The sequence below is a fragment of the Streptomyces fructofermentans genome, from assembly GCF_014651055.1.
Lineage (GTDB): Bacteria > Actinomycetota > Actinomycetes > Streptomycetales > Streptomycetaceae > Streptomyces > Streptomyces fructofermentans.
Genome location: NZ_BMWD01000013.1, coordinates 94,956 through 114,750 on the forward strand (window position 1 = coordinate 94,956; position 19,795 = coordinate 114,750).

A 19,795-nucleotide genomic window follows, 5' to 3' on the forward strand; every position below is an offset into this window, starting at 1 on the left:
CGGCCAGCGTAGATCAGCGAACCGGCAGCTCCGCGTGCACCTGCCAGTCACCCTCGTCCGGACCCGTCCGCGCCCGCCCGCCGAGCAGTGCGGCCCGCTCCCGTATGCCCCGCAGGCCGCTGCCCCGGGCCGGCCCCGTCCCGCCCGCGGGCAGCGGATTGCGCACCTCCAGCACCAGCGCCGGGCCGTCGACAGCGATGCGGACCCGGACCGGCACCGCTCCCGCGTGCCGCAGCACATTGGTCAGCGACTCCTGGAGGATGCGGTACCCCTCCCGGGACACCGGCCCCGGCACGGTCTCCAGCGGACCCGTCACCTCCGCGTCCACCTTGGCCCCCGAGGTCCGCGCCGACTCCAGCAGCACGTCGGCGTCGACCAGCGTCGGACGGCTGCTCGCGGGACGCTCCGCCTCGCGCAGGACGCCCAACACCCGCTCCAGGTCCTCCAGGGCGGCTCGACCCGTGTCCTCGATCGCCGTCAGGGCGCGGTCGGTGAAGGCGGGGTCGCCCGCAGCCCGCGCCGCACCGGCCTGCACGACCGCGACGGTCAGCGCGTGGCCTATGGAGTCGTGGAGCTCGCGGGCGATGCGATTGCGCTCCAGAAGCTGCTCGGTGCGCTCCTCCAGGGCGGCGAGCCGCTCCCCGGAGGACGGCCCGAGGAGCGCGCGGGCGAGCGCCGTGACCAGCTCACCCAGCCCCACCACCGACCCGTACAGGGCGAGCAGGGGCAGCGGGACGAGCAGGGCACAGCTCCAGTGCGGCTCCAGGAGCGCCACCACGGGGTCACCGGCCGACGGGTGGCCGAAGGCCGCGCCCACGAGATCGACGGCGATCACGGGCAGCCAGACCGTGACACCGCACGCCACCCACCCCAGCAGGACCCGTGCCTCCAGCCACAGCACGGTCCGCCAGCGGTCGCGCCAGCCGGCCGAAGGGGCCACCGAGAACGCCTGCTCCTCCGCCCGCCCGTCCGGCACCAGCATCAGGCGCGCCTGTACGCCCTCGCCCCGCCGCACGGCCGGTATCAGCCCGAGCGGGATCAGCAGCACCGCGGGCACCCACGGTTTCGACGGGTCGATGTAGAGCCACACGCTGACGAAGAGCATCGGCACCCACAGATGCAGCCAGCGCTTGTACGTCGTCCCCGACAGCAGCGGGCGCAGGAATCGGGCCATGGCGCCATCGTGCCAGCGGCCACTGACAACGGGCCTCCCCCGGCCGGGGGAGGCGGCCCCCACCGGCGGGGGAGGCGGCGGCCGGGCCGCCGCGGCCACGCTGGACCCATGACCAGCATCGACGTCCGAGACCTGACCAAGGAGTACGGCGGCAGGCGCGCCGTGGACCGGCTGACCTTCAGCGTCCGGCCGGGCCGCGTCACCGGATTCCTCGGCCCCAACGGCGCCGGGAAGTCCACGACCATGCGGCTCGTGCTCGGCCTGGACCGGCCCACGTCCGGCACCGCCACGATCGGGGGCCGGCCCTGTGCCGCCCTCGACGAGCCGCTCCGCGAGGTGGGCGCCCTCCTCGACACCGGGGCCGCGCACGGATCGCGGACCGCCCGGGACCATCTGCGCGTGCTCGCCGCCACCCACCGCATCCCCGGGCGCCGGGTGGACGAGGTGCTGGAGGAGGCGGGTCTCGCCGCCGTGTCCCGGAACCGCGTCAGGACGTACTCCCTGGGCATGCGCCAGCGCCTGGGCATCGCGGCCGCGCTCCTCGGCGACCCCCGGGTGGTGCTCCTCGACGAACCGTCGAACGGCCTCGACCCCGAGGGCATCGTCTGGATCCGGGAACTGCTGCGCCGGCTCGCCCGCGAGGGCCGCACGGTGCTCGTCTCCAGCCACCTGATGAACGAGACCGCGTCGTTCGCCGACCACCTGGTCGTCCTCGGCCGCGGCCGGCTGCTCGCCGACACACCCGTGCGGGAGTTCGTCCACGCGCGCGCGGAGCCCCGGGTACGCGTGCGCACCCCGGACGGCGCGGCCCTGCGCGACCTCCTCGCGCGGCACGGGTACGAGTCCGTGGCGGAGGAGGGCGAGGGCGCGGGGGACCGGTGGACCGTGCGCCACGCGCGCGTGGACGACATCGGCCGGCTCGCCTCCGGAGCGGGCGTCACGGTCCTCGAACTCGCCGCGGAGGAACGCACCCTGGAGCAGGCCTACCTCGATCTGACCGCCGCGGAGGCGGAGTTCACCGCCATGTCCCCGTCCCGCGCGCAGGAGGCCTGACCATGCCGTTCGCACCCGCACTCCACTCGGAGTGGCTCAAGATCCGTACCCTGCCGTCGCTCGCCGCCGGGCCGGCCGCAGTCGTCCTCGTCACCGCCGCCTTCACCGCGCTCGCCGGACTCGACGAGTCGGCGGGCGCGGACTCCGACCCCCTGTTCGCGTCGCTCTTCGGCGTGGTCCTCGGACAGATCGCGGCGGTCACGTTCGGCGCGCAGGCGGTGTCCGCGGAGTTCCGGGGCGGCGCCCTGCGGCTCTCACTGTCCGCCGTACCGCACAGGGGCCGGTGGTTCGCGGCCAAGGCGCTGGCCGTCGGCGCGTCCGCCCTGGCCGCGGGACTCCTCGCGGGGTGCGCGAGCCTGGCCGTGGGGTGGGCCGTGCCCGGCTCCCGGGCGGGTGGGCCGAACTGGGGCGAAGGGCTGCGGGGTGTCGTCGGGTGCGGGGTCTACATGGCCCTGATGGCCCTGTTCGCGGCCGGACTCACCGCGCTGCTGCGCAGCGGTGTCATGACGCTGAGCATCCTCGTCCCGTTCCTGCTCGTCGTCTCGTTCGTCATCGGGGGAGTGTCCGGTACAGCCGCCGACTACCTGCCGGACAAGGCGGGTCAGGTGGTGCTGCACTCGACGTCGGACGGCGCGCTCGGCCCGTGGACCGGGCTCGCCGTGACGGCGGTGTGGGCGGCGGCCGCGCTGGCCGCGGGTGCGTGGAGCGTGCGCCGCCGGGACGCGTGAGGTACGGCACCGCGTGCGCCGCCGGACGGCGTGAGGTGCCGGTACACATGCGCGGCGGGACCGCGTGATGTGCCGGACCGCGCCCGCGGCCGGGCCGTGCGAGGAGTGGCCGGGAGGCGCCCCGCACGGGGCCAACTGTCAGTGCTGGGCGCTTTACTGGAGCGCATGACCACGGCCAAGCACCTGGGCACGATCGAGCTGCTGTGCTCGCGGGACTTCCCCGCGGAGCACGGCAGGTCCGACGTCGGCACATCGGGGCCCGGCTTCCACATCGCCGAGTTGGCGACGAGCGACGACTTCTGGGAGGACGACGGCACCCGGCGCGAGGAGACCGCCGCGCAGTACGAGTACGACAGGGACGGACTCTCCGAGCTGCTGGCCGGCCGCTGGGGCAGACCGCAGGTCTTCAGCCTCGCGGGCGCCCTCGGCCGGGCCCTGGGCGGCGAGGACATACCGCCGCCCTGGGACGACCTCGCCTCCCATGTGCCGGACGTGCACCTGTGGAAGGAGGGGGCCCGTGACCGCTGGGTGGCCCTCGGGGTCTCCCAGTGGGGCGAGGAACTGCCGTTCCAGCTCCTCGCCGTCGTCACGGTCGTCGACCCGCCCTGACCGCCGGTCGCGGCAGTCGGCAGCAGTCGCAGCGGTGTTGCCGGGATCGCAGCAGTCGCAGCGGTTGCCGGGGTCGCGGCGGGCGCGGTCGGTGCGGGGTTTCAGGCGGTCGCGTCCCGCAGCCGCCCGTACTCCTCCGCCATGCTGTGTACCGTCCAATGCGCGTTGAGGCCACTGGGGTTGGGCAGGACCCACACCCGGGTGGTGCCGAACGTGCGCGTCTGCGGTCCCACGACCGCCTTGCGGTCGTCGAACGCCGCCCGGTACGCGGTGACTCCCACGACTGCGAGCCAGCGCGGCCGCAGCCGCTTCACCTTCGCCGCGAGCAGCCGCCCGCCCTCGCGGTACTCCTCGGCGCTCAACTCGTCGGCGCGGGCGGTCGCCCGCGCCACCACGTTGGTGATGCCGAGCCCGAGGGAGGGCAACTCGCCCTGCTCGGACGGCTTCATGAGCCTCGGGGTGAACCCGGACAGGTGCAGCACCGGCCAGAACCGGTTGCCGGGACGGGCGAAGTGATGGCCGGTGGCCGCCGTCATCAGCCCGGGGTTGATGCCGCAGAACAGCACCGAGAGGCCGTCCGCGACCACGTCCGGTACGAGCCGGTCGCGGGCGGCCTCCAAGTCGGCGGGCGTGAGCCGGGTCAGAGAATCGCCCCCGGCGTGTAGCCCGCGGCCGCCGGGTGCCGCTTCGCGATCTCCTCGACCCGGCCGACGACCGAGGCGACCTGGTCGGCGGCGGCGCCCGTGAAGGACAGCTTGTCGGCCATCAGCGCGTCGAGCTGCGCGCGGTCCAGCGGGATGCGCTCGTCGGCGGCGAGCTTGTCCAGCAGCTCGTTGCGCTCGGCGCCCTGCTCGCGCATGGCGAGGGCGGAGGCGACGGCGTTCTCCTTGATGGCCTCGTGCGCGACCTCGCGGCCGACGCCCGCGCGCACCGCGCCCATCAGGACCTTGGTCGTCGCGAGGAACGGCAGGTAGCGGTCGAGTTCGCGCGCGACGACGGCGGGGAAGGCGCCGAACTCGTCCAGCACGGTCAGGAACGTCTCCAGCAGGCCGTCCAGCGCGAAGAACGCGTCCGGCAGCGCGACCCGGCGCACCACCGAGCAGGACACGTCGCCCTCGTTCCACTGGTCGCCGGCCAGTTCGCCCGTCATCGACGCGTAGCCCCGCAGGATCACCATCAGGCCGTTCACGCGCTCGCAGGAGCGGGTGTTCATCTTGTGCGGCATCGCGGACGAGCCGACCTGGCCCGGCTTGAAGCCCTCGGTGACCAGCTCGTGCCCGGCCATCAGCCGGATCGTCTTCGCCAGCGAGGAGGGAGCGGCCGCCACCTGCACCAGCGCGGTCACGACCTCGTAGTCGAGCGAGCGCGGGTAGACCTGGCCCACCGAGGTGAACGCCTGCGAGAAGCCCAGGTGCTCGGCGATGCGGTGCTCCAGGTCCGCGAGCTTCGCCGCGTCCCCGCCCAGCAGGTCCAGCATGTCCTGGGCGGTGCCCACCGGGCCCTTGATGCCGCGCAGCGGGTAGCGGCCGAGCAGTTCCTCGACCCGCGCGTACGCGACGAGCAGTTCGTCGGCGCCGGTCGCGAACCGCTTGCCGAGGGTGGTGGCCTGAGCGGCGACGTTGTGCGAGCGGCCGGCCATGACCAGCTCGCCGTACTCGCCCGCGAGCCTGCCCAGCCGGGCGAGGACCGCCACCGCGCGGTCGCGGACCAGCTCCAGGGAGAGGCGGATCTGGAGCTGCTCGACGTTCTCGGTGAGGTCGCGCGAGGTCATGCCCTTGTGGACGTGCTCGTGACCGGCGAGGTCGTTGAACTCCTCGATGCGCGCCTTCACGTCGTGCCGCGTGACCTTCTCGCGCTCGGCGATGGAGGCCAGGTCGACCTGGTCGAGGACACGCTCGTAGTCGGCGAGGGCTGCGTCGGGCACCTCGATGCCGAGGTCCTTCTGGGCCCGCAGCACGGCGAGCCAGAGCCGGCGCTCCAGCCTCACCTTCTCCTCGGGGGACCACAGGGTGGCGAGCTCGGCCGAGGCGTAGCGGCCGGCGAGGACGTTCGGGATACGGGGCTTTGCAGGCGCAGAAGTCACGTGTACGGATTCTACTGGCGGTTCCTGCAGGTCGGCGCCACGGGTCCGTTCGTCGGAACCTACAAGAGGTACCCGGCGGGACCGAGGGGAACCCGGACGCCAACCAGCGCCGCGCGACGGCGACGAAAGGCGCCCGAAGGCAGCGAAGGCGCCCGGCGGCAGAGATGGGCGCCCGGCGGCAGCGGCGTAACCGCGAGCCACCCGGCTGTCGGCACCGCAGGCCCGCGGCCCTACCGCTTGGGAGCCTCGCGGATCTCGTACGGCAGCAGGTCGGGGCGCTTGGCCGGAAGGCCGTCGCCCGACGAGCGGCCGGTCAACCGGCGGCCGATCCACGGCAGGAGGTACTCCCGGGCGAACCGTGCGTCGGCCGCACGGCGGGCGGCCCAGCCCAGCGGGTCGGACGCCGGCATGGGCGTGCGCCACTCCGCGTCCTGCGCCTCGTGCCCGAGCGCCTGCCAGACCGCCTCCGCCACCCGGCGGTGCCCCTCGGCCGTCAGGTGCAGCCGGTCCACGTCCCACATGCGCGGGTCGCCGAGCGAGGGCGCGCCGTAGAGGTCGACGACGAGGGCGCCGTGCCGGGCGGCGAGGTCGTCGACGCAGGCGAACAGCTCCTCCATGCGGGGCCTGAACCGTTCGAGGACAGGGCCCTGGCGGCCGGGGCTGCGCATCAGCACGAGCCGTTCGCAGGCCGGGGCCAGCCGTTCCACGGCCTCCTCCAGGAGCCCGCGCACCCGCCCCATGTCGCACTTGGGGCGGAGCGTGTCGTTCAGCCCGCCCACCAGAGTGATCACGTCGGGGCGCATCGCCACGGCGACGTCCACCTGCTCGGCGACGATCTGCCCGATGAGCTTGCCGCGCACTGCGAGGTTGGCGTACCGGAAGCCGGGGGTCTGCGCGGCCATCCGTGCGGCGAGGAGGTCGGCCCAGCCCCGGTAGGAGCCGTCGGGCAGTCGGTCCGACATGCCCTCGGTGAAGGAGTCGCCGACCGCGACAAGGCTGGTGTAGGTGGCATTCATCTGCATGGCGGAAGAGATGATATCCCGTAAACATACCCATCGGTCTGCCACCCGCGCCGGGACCGCGCCCCGGCCGCCGGAGCCGTACGCCTCACGCCGCAGGCCGTGACCGCCCGCCCCGCCAGGGGACCGCCGCCTGCGAAGCCCGCCCCTGCGGCCCGCCCTCGCGAAGCGACTGTCCGTCCCCGAAGCCCGGTCCCGAGCCGCCCCCGCGACGGGTCTGCCGGCCCGCGAAACCCGCCCCGCGAAACCCGACATCCGGCCCGCAGCCCGGCCCCGAAGCCCGCTTACGGAGCACAGCCCGCGACGCCCGGGGGGGGCACCCCGACCCGTGCCCCGCTCACCCCGGCACCCCGGCACCGCGGCCCCCGGCACCGCGCTCCCCGGCACCGCGCCCCGCGCACTCACACGGGTTGTCCGAACAGTTCCCTCAGTACGTCCTCCATCGTCACCAGCCCCGCCAGCCGGCCGTCCCCGCCCAGGACCGCGGCCAGATGCGTACGGCTGCGGCGCATGGCCGTCAGGACGTCGTCCAGGGGCGTGCCCTCCCGGACGCGGGCGATCGGCCGCATGTCCTCGACCCGGAACGGCACATCGCGCGGCAGGGCGTCGAGCGCGTCCTTGACGTGCAGATAGCCGACGATCCGGCGCCCGTCGTCCACGACGGGGAAGCGTGAGAAGCCCGACTCGGCGGACAGGTCCTCCAACTGCTCGGGCGTGACGCCCACGCGCGCGTAGACGACCCCCTCCAGCGGAAGCACCACGTCCCGCACGGGTCGGCGCCCCAGCTCCAGGGCGTCGTTCAGGCGCTCCTGCGCCCGGCCGTCGATGAGCCCGGCCTCGCTGGAGTCCTTGACGAGCCGGGCCAGCTCGGTGTCCGAGAAGGTCGCGGACACCTCGTCGCGGACCTCGACCCGCAACAGCCTGAGCAGCCAGTTCGCGAAGGTGTTGACGGTGAAGATCACCGGCCGCAGCACCCGGGACAGCTCGACGAGCGGCGGTCCGAGCAGCAGCGCGGTGCGCACCGGCTCGGCCAGGGCGACGTTCTTCGGCACCATCTCGCCGAGCAGCATGTGCAGATACGTGGCCAGCGTGAGCGCGATCACGAACGAGATCACGTGGCCCGTGCCGGTCGGCACACCCACGGCGTGGAAGACGGGCTCCAGGAGGTGCGCGATCGCGGGCTCCGCGACCACGCCCAGGACCAGCGTGCACAGGGTGATGCCGAGCTGCGCGGCCGCCAGCAGCACGGACACGTGCTCCAGACCCCACAGCACCCGGCGCGCCCGGCGGTCGCCGTCCTCGGCGAACGGCTCGATCTGGCTGCGGCGCACGGAGATCAGAGCGAACTCGGCGCCGACGAAGAAGGCGTTCACGACCAGGGTCGCGAGACCGATCAGCAGTTGCACGGCCGTCATCGCGCGTCCCCCTCGCCGGTTCCCGCGGACGTGCCGTCCTCGGGGTTCGGAGCGTGCACCAGCACCCGTGCGGCCCGGCGGCCCGTGGCGTCCACCACGTCCAGCCGCCACCCGCCGATCTCGACCGTGTCCCCCTCGGCGGGAATCCGCCCCAGCTCGGTGGCGACGAGCCCGGCGAGCGTCTCGTACGGGCCGTCCGGCACCCGCAGTCCGATGCGGGCGAGCCGGTCGATGCGCGCGGCCCCGTCGGCCGAGTACAGCGCGAGGCCCTCCTCGTCCGTGCCGGCGGCGGCCAGGTCGGGCGTCTCGTGCGGATCGTGCTCGTCCCGTACCTCGCCGACGACCTCCTCCACGATGTCCTCCAGCGTGGCGACCCCCGCGGTGCCGCCGTACTCGTCGATCACCACGGCCATGGTCCGCTTGCCGGACAGCCGGTCCAGGAGCCGGTCCACGGTCAGCGACTCGGGCACGAGCAGGGGCTCGCGCATCACCTGCGACACGGGCGTACGCGGCCGCTGCGCGGCGGGCACGGTGATGGCGTCCTTGATGTGCGCGACGCCGACCACCGCGTCGAGGGTGCCGCTGTGCACGGGGAAGCGGGACAACCCCGTCGCCCTGGTCGCGTTCGCGACGTCCTCGCAGGTCGCCTTCACGTCCAGGGCGACGACCTGGACGCGTGGCGTCATCACGTTCTCCGCTGTCAGGTCGGCGAGGTTCAGGGTGCGTACGAAGAGTTCGGCGGTGTCCGGCTCCAGGGCGCCCTGCTTCGCGGAGTGCCGCGCCAGCGCGACCAGCTCCTGCGGGCCGCGGGCCGATGCCAGCTCCTCGGCCGGCTCGATGCCGAAGCGGCGGACGACCCGGTTGGCCGTGTTGTTGAGGTGGGTGATGAACGGCCTGAACAGCGCGCTGAACAGGCGCTGCGGCGTGGCCACCCGCTTGGCCACGGCGAGCGGCGAGGAGATCGCCCAGTTCTTGGGCACCAGCTCGCCGACGACCATCAGGAAGAGCGTCGACAGGGCCGTCCCGAGGATCAGAGCGACGGACGAGGACGCCGACGGGGGCACCCCGGCGGCCTCCAGCGGACCGGCGATCAACTTGGCGACGGACGGCTCCGCGAGCATGCCCACCACCAGATTGGTGACGGTGATGCCGAGCTGCGCGCCGGACAGCTGGAAAGTGAGGTTCCGTACGGCCTTGAGGGCGCCCGAGGCGCCGACCTCACCGCGCTCGACGGCACGTTCCAGCTCGCTGCGTTCGACCGTGGTCAGGGAGAACTCGGCCGCGACGAAGGCGCCGCAGACGAGACTCAGCAGGACCGCCAGGGCGAGGAGGAGCACTTCTGTCATCGGGTCACCACCGCCCCATGATCGGCCAGGGACGGGGGATTCGCGCGGTGTCGACACGGCGGGACGCCGTGGCGCCCGCGCCTGGGAGGCTCGCCCATGGTCGGACGGTCACACCTTTCCTGGGGGACGACGTGATCCCTCACCGAGCGGAGGGAGGGGTCCGGCGACGTCCTGCGGGTTCGTTCATTCGACCAGCGGCTTCACCCAGCGCCGCCACTGCTCCTCCGGCGTGTACCCCGCCGCGCGCCAGGCATGGTGCGCGTTCTCGTTGTGCTGGAGCACCATCGCGTCGCCCCGGCGCCCGCCGAGTCCGGCGAAGCGTTCCTCCGCCGCGGCCAGCAGGGCCGATCCGATGCCCTGACGCCGCTGCCGCGGATGCACGGCGAGCCGGTACAGATGGCAGCGCCAGCCGTCGAAGCCCGCGACGACCGTGCCCACGAGACGGCCCTCCCGCTCGGCGAGGATCAGGGCCTCGGGGTCGCGGGCGACGAGGCGCGCCACCCCGTCCCGGTCGTCGCTGATGCTGGTGCCCTCGGCCGCGTCCTTCCAGAAGGCGAGGACGGCGTCGACGTCGGCGGGCACCGCGGCCCGTATCCGAAGATCACTCATGCCCCGCATCCCATCACGGCGGCCCGGCCGGGACCGCCCATTCCACGATCCGGACGGCGTCACTCGCCGCGGAGCCCGGCGATCACCTTCCCGAAGTCCTCCATGTGGGGCTCCAGCACCGTCAGATACGAGAATCCGTAGCGCTCACGGGCGGCGCGCACCTGCGCGCGGATCTCCTCCGGTGTGCCGACGAGCACGATCGGCAGTTCCCGCATCTGCTCCTCGGTGAACCGCGGCACGCGTGCGAGCAGGGGCCGGACGGCCGCCGACGGGTCGTCCGTGACGGCCACCAGCTGGACCAGCAGGTTCAGTTCGGCGGGTTCCGGGCGGGCGGTGGCGAAGCGGTGGTAGGCCGCCATCCGCCCGTCGATCTCCCCGGCGGTGAGCGGCTCCAGCCGGCCGGTCGTGCTGCCGGGCACCGAACGCACCGCGGTGAAGGCCGCGATGTCGGCCCGTTCGGCGGCCAGCCTCAGCATCCGGTCGCCGTTGCCCCCGACGAGCAGCGGTACCCGCCGCCGTTCGCCGGGCCCGGCGGACGCCTCCTCCGGGGCCCGCCCGGACGCGGCCGGCCCGCCCGGCGGGAGCCCGCTCGGGTCGAGCAGCCGGTCCAACTCGCCGACGGTACGCAGCAGATGGTCGACCCGTTCGCGCGGCGAGCCGAACGGCAGGCCGGCCGTCTCGTGCTCCGCCTGTACGTATCCGGTGCCGAGACCGAGTTCGAGGCGCCCACCCGTGAGCGCGTCGGTCGTGGCGACCTCGCGGGCCAGCAGAGCGGGGTTCCAGAAGCCCGCGTTGAGCACGAACGTGCCCAGGCGGGGCCGTCGGGTGGCGCCGGCGGCCGCGACCAGCGCGGGGAACGGCGCGGGCATGCCGAGATGGTCGGGGACCAGGATCACGTCGTATCCGAGTTCCTCGGCCCGGCGGCACTTGGCGCGCCACGCCCCCGTGTCCGCGGGGGTGATCAGACTGACTCCGAACCGGAACGGACGCACCGTCGACTCCTCCGCCCTGCGGGCCACATGGACGCGGGAGTGTACCCGCGCCGCTCACTCGTGCGCGATGGCCGCCAGTACGTTCATGCGCGACGCGCGCAGCGCCGGGAGCAGCGCCGCGACGATGCCGACCACGGCCGAACCGATCACGACCGCGACGACGGTGGTCCACGGGATCGCCAGCGCGTCCATCCCCTGGAGCGCGAGGACCTGCTGCACGCAGACACCCCACACGAGTCCGAGGGCCAGCCCGAGGACCGCGCCGAACACGGCGATGACCACGGACTCCAGCCGGATCATCCGCCGCAACTGCCGCCTGCCGAGCCCGATCGCCCGCAGCAGCCCGATCTCGCGGGTGCGCTCCACGACAGACAGGGCGAGGGTGTTGACCACGCCCAGCACCGCGATGACGATGGCGAGCCCCAGCAGCGCGTACACCAGGTAGAGCAGCACGGCGATCTGGTCGTGGACCAGCTGCTTGTAGTCGGCCAGGTCACGCACCTGGACCTGGGGGTACGGGTCGAGGGTCCGGTCGAGGTCGGAGCGCAGCGTGGCGGCGGACGTGCCCGGCGACGCGTTCACGTACAGCGCCGAGTCCTGGCCTTCCGGCACGTACTTCTCGATCGTCCCGAAGCCGAAGAACAGCCCGCCCGCGGTGCCGAAGCCGTCGGCGGCGTCCTGGTCCGTCAGCGCCCCGACCTTCAGCTCGGCCGACCGCCCGGCCTGGAACTCGACGGGGACCGTGCTGCCCAGCCGGACCCCGTGGTCCGCGGCGAACTGCGCGTCCATCGCGATGTTCCCGTCGGCGAGCGCGGAGTCCGTGTCGCCCTCGGCGTAGGCGACCCGGGCGACCTCGTCCACCTGCGGGTCGTACCCCGCCGCCGTCGTCTCGATCCGCTCGCCGTCCGGGAGCCGTACCGCGACCGGCGCGAACCGCTGCCGCACGACGAGTCCGACGCCGTCCGTGTCGCGCACCTTGTCGGTGATCTCCTGCGGGAACGGCAGGAAGTTGGAGTTCTGCACCACGAAGTCGGCGCCGAGTGTCCTGTCGATCTGCTCGTCGAACGACTTGGACATCGAGGCGCTCGCCACGGACATGCCGCCCACCAGGGCGAGGCCCACCATCAGGGCGGCGGCGGTGGCGCCGGTGCGCCGCGGGTTGCGCAGCGCGTTGCGCTGGCTCATCCGGCCGACCGTGCCGAAGAGGGCGGGGAAGAACCCGCCGAGGACCCGGATCACGGGACGCACCAGCAGTGGCCCCGCGATGACCGTCGCGATCAGTGTGAGGACGACGCCGAGGCCCAGCAGCGAGGCGGCGGACGAGGTCTGTGTGGCCGTCGCGCACCCGACGAGGGCGGCGGCGCCGAGGGCCCCGACGACCAGGCCGACCACTGCCCTCACCCGCAACGGCCGTCCCACGCCCGCGATCTCGGCGTCCGCCAGCGCGGCCATCGGGGAGACGCCGGCGGCCCGGCGGGCGGGCAGGCACGCCGCAACGAACGTGACGCCGACCCCGACGACGTACGCCGCGACGGGCGTCCCCCACCCGATGACCATCTCGGTGCTCTTCAGGTTCATGCCGAACGTGCCCATGAGTTCGATCAGGCCCGCCGCGAGCCCGATGCCCGCGGCCAGGCCGAGCGTCGAACCCACCAGCCCCAGCAGGGCCGCCTCGGTGAGCACGGACCGGCGCACCTGCCGCCGGTCGGCGCCGAGCGCGCGCAGCAGGCCCAGTTCACGGGTGCGCTGGGCGATCAGCATGGAGAAGGTGTTGACGATCAGGAAGACCCCGACCAGGACGGCGATGCCGGCGAAGCCGAGCATCACGTACTTGATCACGTCGAGGAAGCCGCCCAACTGCGCGGCGGAGGACTCCGCCTGCTCGCCCGCGGTCTCCAACTCGTATTTGTCCGAGCCGAGTTCGGCGGCGATCCGCTTCTTCAGCAGCGCGTCCCCCACGCCCGCCGCCGCGTCCACCTGGATGCTGGTGGCGACCCCCTCCTCGCCCAGCAGGCGGGCCTGGGCCACGGCCGGGTCGAGGAAGACCAGCGCGGCGCCCGGGTTGGTGGTTCGGAAGGTCGCGATGCCCACGACCTCCACCTTGAACGACCCCGGCTGGGCGATCACGGTCAGCGTGTCGCCGATCGCCACGTGCTTCTTGTCGGCGGTGTCCGCGTCGAGGAGAGCCTCGCCCGCTCCGCGCGGCTCGTGGCCCGAGGTCAGCCGCACCGGGCTGCGCTGGGTCACGAACCAGTCGGCGGCGATCGTGGGCGCGCCGGTGGTCGGGCCGACCGACTCGTTGTCGCCGTCGACCACGGTGACGTTCTCGACGGACACGTCCGGACGCACCTCGGACACCCCGTCGACCTTCGAGATGCGGTCCACCAGGCTGGTCGGCACGGTCGCGGTGGCCCCCGAGGGGATCTGGGACTCCAGGTCCTCCCGGGGCGTCACGGTCACGTCGGCCGACGTGGACGCGAACAGCCGGTCGAAGGTACGGGAGACCGTGTCCGAGAAGATCAGGCTGCCCGCGACGAACGCCACGGACAGGACGACGGCCAGCGCCGACAGCAGCAGCCTGCCCTTGTGCGCGAGGAAGCTCCGGAGTGTCGCCTTCAGCACGGCGGGCCCGCCTCAGTCCTGGTGGGGCGCGGCGCCCGGGGCGGGGTCCGCGGTGGTCTCGGACGTGCCGCGGATGGTGTCGAAGCGCTTCATGCGCTCCAGCACCGCCTCCGCCGTGGGACGCGCCATCTCGTCCACGATCCGGCCGTCCCCGAGGAAGAGGACCAGGTCGGCGTGGGCGGCGGCACCCGGGTCGTGCGTGACCATGACGACGGTCTGCCCGAGATCGTCGACGGCCGCCCGCAGGAAGCCGAGGACCTCCAGGCCCGCCCGGGAGTCCAGGTTGCCGGTGGGCTCGTCCGCGAAGATCAGTTCGGGCCGCGAGGCGAGCGCGCGGGCGCACGCCACGCGCTGCTGCTGGCCGCCGGAGAGCTGGGCGGGCCGGTGCTTGAGCCGGTCCCGCAGTCCCAGGGAGTCGATGACCTGGTCCAGCCACTTCTCGTCGGGCTTCTGGCCCGCGATGTCCATCGGCAGGGTGATGTTCTCCGCCGCGTTCAGGGTGGGGATGAGATTGAACGACTGGAACATGAAGCCGATCCGGTCCCTGCGCAGCCGGGTCAGCTCGCGGTCCTTGAGTCCGGTTATCTCGGTGTCGCCCAGCCAGACCTGCCCCGCCGAGACGCTGTCGAGCCCCGCCAGGCAGTGCATCAGGGTCGACTTCCCGGAGCCCGAGGGCCCCATGACCGCGGTGAAACGCCCGCGCGCGATGTCCACGTCGACGGCGTCGAGGGCGAGCACGGCCGTCTCGCCCGACCCGTACGCCTTCGTGAGGCCCCGGGCGCGCGCGGCGATCCCCTCGGCGTCCGTGCGCCCGAGGGCGTGCTCCGCAGCTGCTGTGGACAAGGCCGCCTCCTAGGTCGGACTTCGGAGTCCGCGGGCGAGCCTAGTGTGAGGCGGGGCACACCCGGAATCCCCCCGAGGTGCCGGACGTCCTCCATCGAAGGTCGGTTTTCTCAGGGTTCGTGTAAGGGGCACCCTTAGCTGGTCGGTCGGTGGCCGGTGCCCGAGGGCCGATGCCGGTGGCCGGCCGCGCGGGGCCGGGGCGGTCAGCCATCCGTCGGCGGGGTCCCGCGGCGTCCGCAGGCGGGTCCCGTGGCGTCCGGCGGTTTCCGGGGAGCGGGCGCCCGGAGGTGCGGGAGGGGGCGCGCGCCGGTCCGGGGCCCCCTTGCCGACGCTAGCGCTCCGGCGCTAGCGTCGAAGCATGGCCAAGACCCAGCTGAACGTACGCGTGGACGAGGACACCGCCCGGGCGGCGCGCGAGCGTGCCCTGGCCCGCGGGATGAGCGTCAACCGGTACATCGAGGAACTCGTCAGACAGGACACCGGAGAGGCCGGCCACACCTTCGTCGAGGCCGCGGCCGACTTCATGAAGCAGTACGAGTCCGTCTTCGCCGACGAGTTCGGCACGGAGCGAGAAGGCCGTCGCTGAACCCTTGAACGTCAGAGTCGACCTCGCCTGGCTGCTCATGGTGGCCGAACAGAAGACACCCGGAGACCCCCAGGTCACCGACTGGGGCGCCCTCGTCGCCGCGGTCGGCCGCCACGAGGCGGAGATCTTCGGCGTCCCCGTCTACGACACTCCGCACGCCCGCGCCGCGGCCCTGCTCCAGCTCCTGCTGCACGTCCCCGCGCTGGAACGCTCCAACGCGATGTTCGCCATGTCCGTCGCGTACGCCTACCTCGTCGCCAGCGGCCTGAAGGTCGCCACGTCCCCCGAACGGGTCCGCGACCTGGCCCGACTGGTCAAGACGGGCGAGGCCACCGTGGAGGACATCGCCCGCGAACTGCGCCAGTGGGCGGTGTGAGCCCGCCCGTGTCCGGGGTCCGTACTCAGAGCGCGCCGGGTGCGTCCGGCGCGGCGGAGTCGGGGCGGCGCGCGGTGCCCAGCACGCAGTACGAACTCGGGGTCCGCAGCCCCTTCTCGGGCACCGAGAGCCTGCGGTGCGGCCCCAGTTCGTACCCCGCGTCCCGGATCGCGCCGACCGGGTCACCGGCCACGTGGCACCCGCCGAAGAACAGCGGCCACACCGTGCGGTCCAGGGCGCGCTGGCAGAGGGCCATCGCCCGCCCGCCGCCCGCCCCGTGCTCGAAGAAGCGCAGCTCACCGCCAGGCCGCAGGACACGGCGGATCTCGGCGAGGGCCCGCGGCAGGTCCCGCACGCTGCACAGCACCAGGGACACGACCGCCGCGTCGAACGCCTCGCTCTTGACCGGCAGCGCCTCCGCGACACCCGGAACGACGTCGACGGGCACGTCGGAGCGCATCGCGGCCGTCACCGCGAGCCGCCGCAGCCCGCGCTCGGGCTCGATGGCGACGACCTCCGACACCGTGCTCGGATAGTGCGCGAAGTTCAGGCCGTTGCCCGCGCCGATCTCGATGACGCGTCCGGAGAGCCCGGCCAGCAGTTCGTCGCGGTGCACCCCGATCGTGGGCTCGGCCGCCACGCTGAGCCGGGCGTAGAAACGGGCGAACACCGGATGGTGCACGGGGTCGGCGGGCAGGGCGCCGGTCCGGTCGGTGCTGTGGCCGCGTGGTCGCATGGAGGCCTCCCCGGGTCGGGACGTACCGCGATTGTCCCCCTGGGGCCGTGCGCCCACCCGCCGTTCGCCCGACTGGCCCCGGGCGCCGACCGGAGTCCCGTCCGGCCCGTCCGTACGACCGGGGCGCGCGCCGCTCCCGCGTGCCGGGTTCCCCCGAGGCGCGGTGCGAGCCCGCGGGCGGCTACGGCGCGGTCTGCCGCCGCGTGAACTCCGCCGCGTCCCAGGTTCCGCCGAGGCGCGGTGCGAGCCAGGTACCCGCCGAGTCCCGGAAGGCGGCCGGGCCGAGCCGCCCGGACCCCTCGGGAACGGCCCCCGCCAGCGGCGCGCCCGACACGACCGGAAGGTCGGCGAGGTTGCAGCGCGAGGCGAGGTCCGGGTCGCCGGGCCAGCTGCCCACCACGACACCGAGCAGGTCGAGCCCGCGCGTGCGCAGTTCCCGTGAGGTCAGCTCCGTCGTGTTGAGGGTGCCGAGCCCCGCGGAGGCGACCAGCAGGACGGGGGCGTCCAGCAGCCGCGCCGCGTCCGCGAGCGTGCCGCCCTCGTCGTCGAGGCGGACCAGCAGCCCGCCGGCCCCCTCGACCAGCACGAGGTCGTGCCCGGCGGCCAGCTTCCCGGCCGCCTCCGCCACGTCCTGGGGGCGCACCGGGGCGAGACCGGCCCGCCGCGCCGCGGTGGCCGGCGCCAACGGCTCCGGATAGCGCGCGAGTTCGACGCGGGTCACCGCGCCCGCGAGCCGCGCCACCTCGTCCGCGTCCCCGTGCGCGCCCGGCAGCACGCCGGTCTGCGCGGGCTTGAGCACGGCGACGGAACGGCCGGACGCGAGTGCCGCCGCGGCCACGGCCGCGGTCGTCACCGTCTTGCCGACCTCCGTGCCGGTCCCCGTGATCACCAGTACCGGCATGTCAGCCCTCCCGTGCGGCAGCGCACACCGCGTCCGTGATCCGCGCCAGGTCCGCGTCGCCCGTGACGTACGGCGGCATCGTGTAGACGAGGTCGCGGAACGGGCGCAGCCACACGCCCTCGCGGACCGCGGCCCGGGTCGCCGCCGCCATGTCCACCTCGTGGTCCAGCTGCACCACACCGATGGCGCCGAGCACGCGGACGTCCCGGACGCCGGGCAGTGCGGCCGCGTCGGCCAGCCCGTCCCGCAGCCCCGCCTCGACGCGCTTCACCTCGGTCCGCCAGTCCTGCCCGAGGAGCAGGTCGATCGAGGCGCAGGCGACGGCGGCGGCCAGCGGGTTGCCCATGAACGTCGGGCCGTGCGCCAGCACCGGAACCTCGCCGCGCGAGATGCCCTCGGCCACCCTCGACGTGCACAGGGTGGCCGCCATCGTCAGATAGCCGCCGGTGAGCGCCTTGCCGACGCACATCACGTCCGGCGTCACCCCCGCGTGCTCCGCCGCGAACAGCGCCCCGGTGCGCCCGAAGCCCGTCGCGATCTCGTCGAACACGAGGAGCACGTCGTGCGCGTCGCACGCCTCCCGCAGGACCCGCAGGTACGCGGGGGAGTGGAAGCGCATGCCGCCCGCGCCCTGCACCACCGGCTCCACGATCACCGCGGCGAGTTCGTCCGCGTGCTGTCCGACCAGGTCCCGCAGATGCCGCGCGTACGACTCCTCGTACTCCGCCGGAGGCGCGTCCGCGAACACCTGCCGCGGCAGGACGCCCTGCCACAGCTCGTGCATCCCGCCCTCGGGGTCGCACACCGACATCGGCTGCCAGGTGTCGCCGTGGTAGCCGCCGCGCCAGGTCAGCAGGCGCTGCTTGCGCGGGCGGCCCAGCGAACGCCAGTACTGGAGGCACATCTTGACCGACACCTCGACCGAGACCGAACCGGAGTCGGCCAGGAAGACGTGCTCCAGACCCTCCGGGGAGATGTCGACAAGGCGCTTGGCCAGCCGCACGGCGGGCTCGTGCGTGAGCCCGCCGAACATCACGTGGCTCATCCGTCCGAGCTGGTCGCGGACCGCCTCGTTGAGCGCCGGATGGTTGTAGCCGTGGATCGCCGACCACCACGACGACATGCCGTCGACCAGTTCGGGGCCCCCGCCCGCGGGCCGCAGCCTGACGCCGCTCGCCGATTCCACGACGAGCGGCTCCTGACGGCCGGGCATCGGTCCGTACGGGTGCCAGACGTGCCGCCTGTCCAGCTCCAGGAGTTCGCGCACGGGCAGGTCAGGCATTGGGCGCGAGGTCCGTTCCGGCACCTCGGCGGCGCACGGCGACCAGATCCGTACGGGCTTCGGCCGGGCGCTCGCCGGCCCCCGGGCCCGAGCCGCAGGGCGTGGCCCCGCCGCCCTCGTGGGAGCCGCACCCGGCCCCGGCGTGCGTACCGCAGCCGCCGCCCTCGTGGGAGCCGCAGCCGCCACCCTCCGGAGCGTGCGCACCGCAGACGCCGGCCGCGCCGTCGGCGACCCGGTGCCGGGGCAGCGTGACCTCGCCCGCGCCCTCCACCTCGAAGCCGGCGTCCGCGATCATCTCCAGGTCCGCCCGGCCCGCCTGGCCCTCGCTGGTGAGGTAGTCGCCCAGGAAGATCGAGTTGGCGAGGTGCAGCGCGAGCGGCTGCATCGTCCGCAGGTGGACCTCGCGGCCGCCCGCGATGCGCACCTCGACGTCGGGGCAGACGAAGCGCACCATCGCGAGGATCCGCAGGCAGCGCTGGGGCGTGAGGTTCCACTCCTTGGCGAGCGGGGTGCCCTCGAAGGGGATCAGGAAGTTGACGGGGACCGAGTCCGGGTCGAGTTCGCGCAGCGCGTGGACGACGTCGACGAGGTCCTCGTCGCTCTCGCCCATGCCCGCGATCAGCCCCGAGCACGCGGACAGGCCCGCGGAGTGCGCCTTGCGCACCGTGTCGACGCGGTCGGCGTACGTGTGCGTCGTGGTGATGTCCCCGTACGTCGCCTCGGACGTGTTGAGGTTGTGGTTGTACGCGTCCGCGCCGGCCTCGCGCAGCCGTTCGGCCTGGCCGTCGGAGAGGAGGCCGAGGCAGGCGCACACCTCGACGCCCTCGTTGCCGTCCTTGATCGCCCTGATGGTGTCCGAGACCCGGTCGACGTCGCGGTCCGTCGGGCCGCGTCCGCTCGCCACCAGGCACACGCGCTTGGCGCCGCCCGCGAGCCCGGCGGCCGCGGCCTCGGACGCCTGGTCGGGCTTCAGCCAGGTGTACTTGAGGATGCCGGCCTCGGAGCCGAGCCGCTGCGAGCAGTAGGAGCAGTCCTCGGGGCACAGGCCGGACTTCAGGTTGACCAGGTAGTTCAGCTTCACCCGCCGTCCGAACCACTTCCGGCGCACCTTGCCGGCCGCGGCCACCACATCGAGGAGTTCGTCGTCGGAGGTGGCCAGCACGGCCAGTGCCTCGTCACGGGTCGGCAGCTCGCGCCGAAGCCCCTTGTCCACCAGCGTGTTCAGCAGGTCCATGAGGTCCGATCCTGGCCTATCCGACCGCGCCCGGCCAAGGAGACATCGGACAACAGACTCGGTTCGACGTGTGGGTATTGCCACATCATGGGCGGCTGGTGGTCCCGCTAGGGTCTGTGCGCTGCCTACAAAAAGCGGAAGGGGCGGCCGGGCCGGATGCCGTGTGCCGGCGGCCCGCGCACCACCC

19 protein-coding genes are annotated in these 19,795 nt (G+C 73.7%); 5 read left to right on the forward strand and 14 right to left on the reverse strand.

What is annotated here, in order from left to right; genetic code table 11:
• Nucleotides 1–13 precede the first annotated feature (13 nt).
• Nucleotides 14–1,174, reverse strand: coding sequence for a sensor histidine kinase (locus IE265_RS19380; RefSeq protein WP_190036878.1), 1,161 nt, complete (start codon nucleotides 1,172–1,174; stop codon nucleotides 14–16).
• A gap of 108 nt (nucleotides 1,175–1,282) precedes the next feature.
• On the opposite strand from IE265_RS19380, the gene IE265_RS19385 reads away from it, so the two are divergent.
• The 3 genes from IE265_RS19385 to IE265_RS19395 all read left to right on the forward strand — a co-directional run bounded on the left by IE265_RS19385 (nucleotide 1,283) and on the right by IE265_RS19395 (nucleotide 3,564).
• Nucleotides 1,283–2,227 (forward strand): ABC transporter ATP-binding protein, encoded by a 945-nt coding sequence (locus tag IE265_RS19385; RefSeq protein ID WP_190036879.1) that lies wholly within the window; start codon nucleotides 1,283–1,285, stop codon nucleotides 2,225–2,227.
• Between the two features lie 2 nt (nucleotides 2,228–2,229).
• Complete coding sequence (locus tag IE265_RS19390) at nucleotides 2,230–2,955, forward strand: ABC transporter permease subunit (RefSeq protein WP_190036880.1); 726 nt, start codon at nucleotides 2,230–2,232, stop codon at nucleotides 2,953–2,955.
• A 165-nt stretch (nucleotides 2,956–3,120) separates the two neighbouring features.
• Entirely contained in the window at nucleotides 3,121–3,564 is a 444-nt protein-coding gene (locus IE265_RS19395; protein ID WP_190036881.1) for a hypothetical protein, read from the forward strand.
• Nucleotides 3,565–3,665: 101 nt separating this feature from the next.
• On the opposite strand, the gene mug is transcribed toward IE265_RS19395, so the two are convergent.
• The 9 genes from mug to IE265_RS19440 all read right to left on the reverse strand — a co-directional run bounded on the left by mug (nucleotide 3,666) and on the right by IE265_RS19440 (nucleotide 14,493).
• Nucleotides 3,666–4,208, reverse strand: a complete 543-nt coding sequence (gene mug, locus IE265_RS19400) for a G/U mismatch-specific DNA glycosylase (protein ID WP_190036988.1) — start codon at nucleotides 4,206–4,208, stop codon at nucleotides 3,666–3,668.
• Complete coding sequence (gene purB / locus IE265_RS19405; RefSeq protein WP_190036882.1) at nucleotides 4,205–5,647, reverse strand: adenylosuccinate lyase; 1,443 nt, start codon at nucleotides 5,645–5,647, stop codon at nucleotides 4,205–4,207. The genes mug and purB overlap by 4 nt, the downstream gene beginning before the upstream one ends.
• Nucleotides 5,648–5,877: 230 nt before the next feature.
• Nucleotides 5,878–6,669 carry an SGNH/GDSL hydrolase family protein gene (locus IE265_RS19410; RefSeq protein WP_190036883.1) on the reverse strand — a complete coding sequence of 264 codons (792 nt, stop codon included), beginning with the start codon at nucleotides 6,667–6,669 and terminating at the stop codon, nucleotides 5,878–5,880.
• 398 nt (nucleotides 6,670–7,067) lie between these two features.
• Nucleotides 7,068–8,081, reverse strand: coding sequence for a hemolysin family protein (locus IE265_RS19415; protein ID WP_190036884.1), 1,014 nt, complete (start codon nucleotides 8,079–8,081; stop codon nucleotides 7,068–7,070).
• Nucleotides 8,078–9,427, reverse strand: coding sequence for a hemolysin family protein (locus IE265_RS19420; RefSeq protein ID WP_190036885.1), 1,350 nt, complete (start codon nucleotides 9,425–9,427; stop codon nucleotides 8,078–8,080). Before IE265_RS19420 ends, IE265_RS19415 begins: the two co-directional genes overlap by 4 nt.
• A 183-nt stretch (nucleotides 9,428–9,610) precedes the next feature.
• A complete protein-coding gene (locus IE265_RS19425) occupies nucleotides 9,611–10,036 on the reverse strand; it encodes a GNAT family N-acetyltransferase (RefSeq protein WP_190036886.1) in 426 nt (141 codons plus the stop codon).
• 59 nt (nucleotides 10,037–10,095) lie between these two features.
• Nucleotides 10,096–11,028, reverse strand: coding sequence for a TIGR03621 family F420-dependent LLM class oxidoreductase (locus IE265_RS19430; RefSeq protein WP_190036887.1), 933 nt, complete (start codon nucleotides 11,026–11,028; stop codon nucleotides 10,096–10,098).
• A gap of 54 nt (nucleotides 11,029–11,082) precedes the next feature.
• Nucleotides 11,083–13,650, reverse strand: coding sequence for an ABC transporter permease (locus IE265_RS19435; RefSeq protein WP_190036888.1), 2,568 nt, complete (start codon nucleotides 13,648–13,650; stop codon nucleotides 11,083–11,085).
• A 12-nt stretch (nucleotides 13,651–13,662) separates the two neighbouring features.
• Nucleotides 13,663–14,493 (reverse strand): ABC transporter ATP-binding protein, encoded by an 831-nt coding sequence (locus IE265_RS19440; protein WP_190036889.1) that lies wholly within the window; start codon nucleotides 14,491–14,493, stop codon nucleotides 13,663–13,665.
• Between the two features lie 358 nt (nucleotides 14,494–14,851).
• Between IE265_RS19440 and IE265_RS19445 the strand changes: the two genes are divergently transcribed.
• Both IE265_RS19445 and IE265_RS19450 read left to right on the forward strand, forming a co-directional pair.
• Nucleotides 14,852–15,079 (forward strand): antitoxin, encoded by a 228-nt coding sequence (locus IE265_RS19445; protein ID WP_190036890.1) that lies wholly within the window; start codon nucleotides 14,852–14,854, stop codon nucleotides 15,077–15,079.
• Between the two features lie 37 nt (nucleotides 15,080–15,116).
• Entirely contained in the window at nucleotides 15,117–15,455 is a 339-nt protein-coding gene (locus tag IE265_RS19450) for a fic family toxin-antitoxin system, toxin component (RefSeq protein WP_190036989.1), read from the forward strand.
• 25 nt (nucleotides 15,456–15,480) lie between these two features.
• Here IE265_RS19450 and IE265_RS19455 read toward each other — a convergent pair whose 3' ends face one another.
• From IE265_RS19455 to bioB, 4 genes are all read right to left on the reverse strand, one after another.
• On the reverse strand, nucleotides 15,481–16,191 hold the full coding sequence (locus tag IE265_RS19455; RefSeq protein WP_190036891.1) for a class I SAM-dependent methyltransferase: 711 nt from the start codon (nucleotides 16,189–16,191) through the stop codon (nucleotides 15,481–15,483).
• A 181-nt stretch (nucleotides 16,192–16,372) separates the two neighbouring features.
• Nucleotides 16,373–17,092 (reverse strand): dethiobiotin synthase, encoded by a 720-nt coding sequence (bioD, locus tag IE265_RS19460; protein WP_190036892.1) that lies wholly within the window; start codon nucleotides 17,090–17,092, stop codon nucleotides 16,373–16,375.
• A 1-nt stretch (nucleotide 17,093) separates the two neighbouring features.
• Nucleotides 17,094–18,374 carry an adenosylmethionine--8-amino-7-oxononanoate transaminase gene (locus IE265_RS19465; RefSeq protein ID WP_190036893.1) on the reverse strand — a complete coding sequence of 427 codons (1,281 nt, stop codon included), beginning with the start codon at nucleotides 18,372–18,374 and terminating at the stop codon, nucleotides 17,094–17,096.
• On the reverse strand, nucleotides 18,367–19,608 hold the full coding sequence (gene bioB / locus IE265_RS19470) for a biotin synthase BioB (RefSeq protein WP_190036894.1): 1,242 nt from the start codon (nucleotides 19,606–19,608) through the stop codon (nucleotides 18,367–18,369). Before bioB ends, IE265_RS19465 begins: the two co-directional genes overlap by 8 nt.
• Nucleotides 19,609–19,795 lie beyond the last annotated feature (187 nt).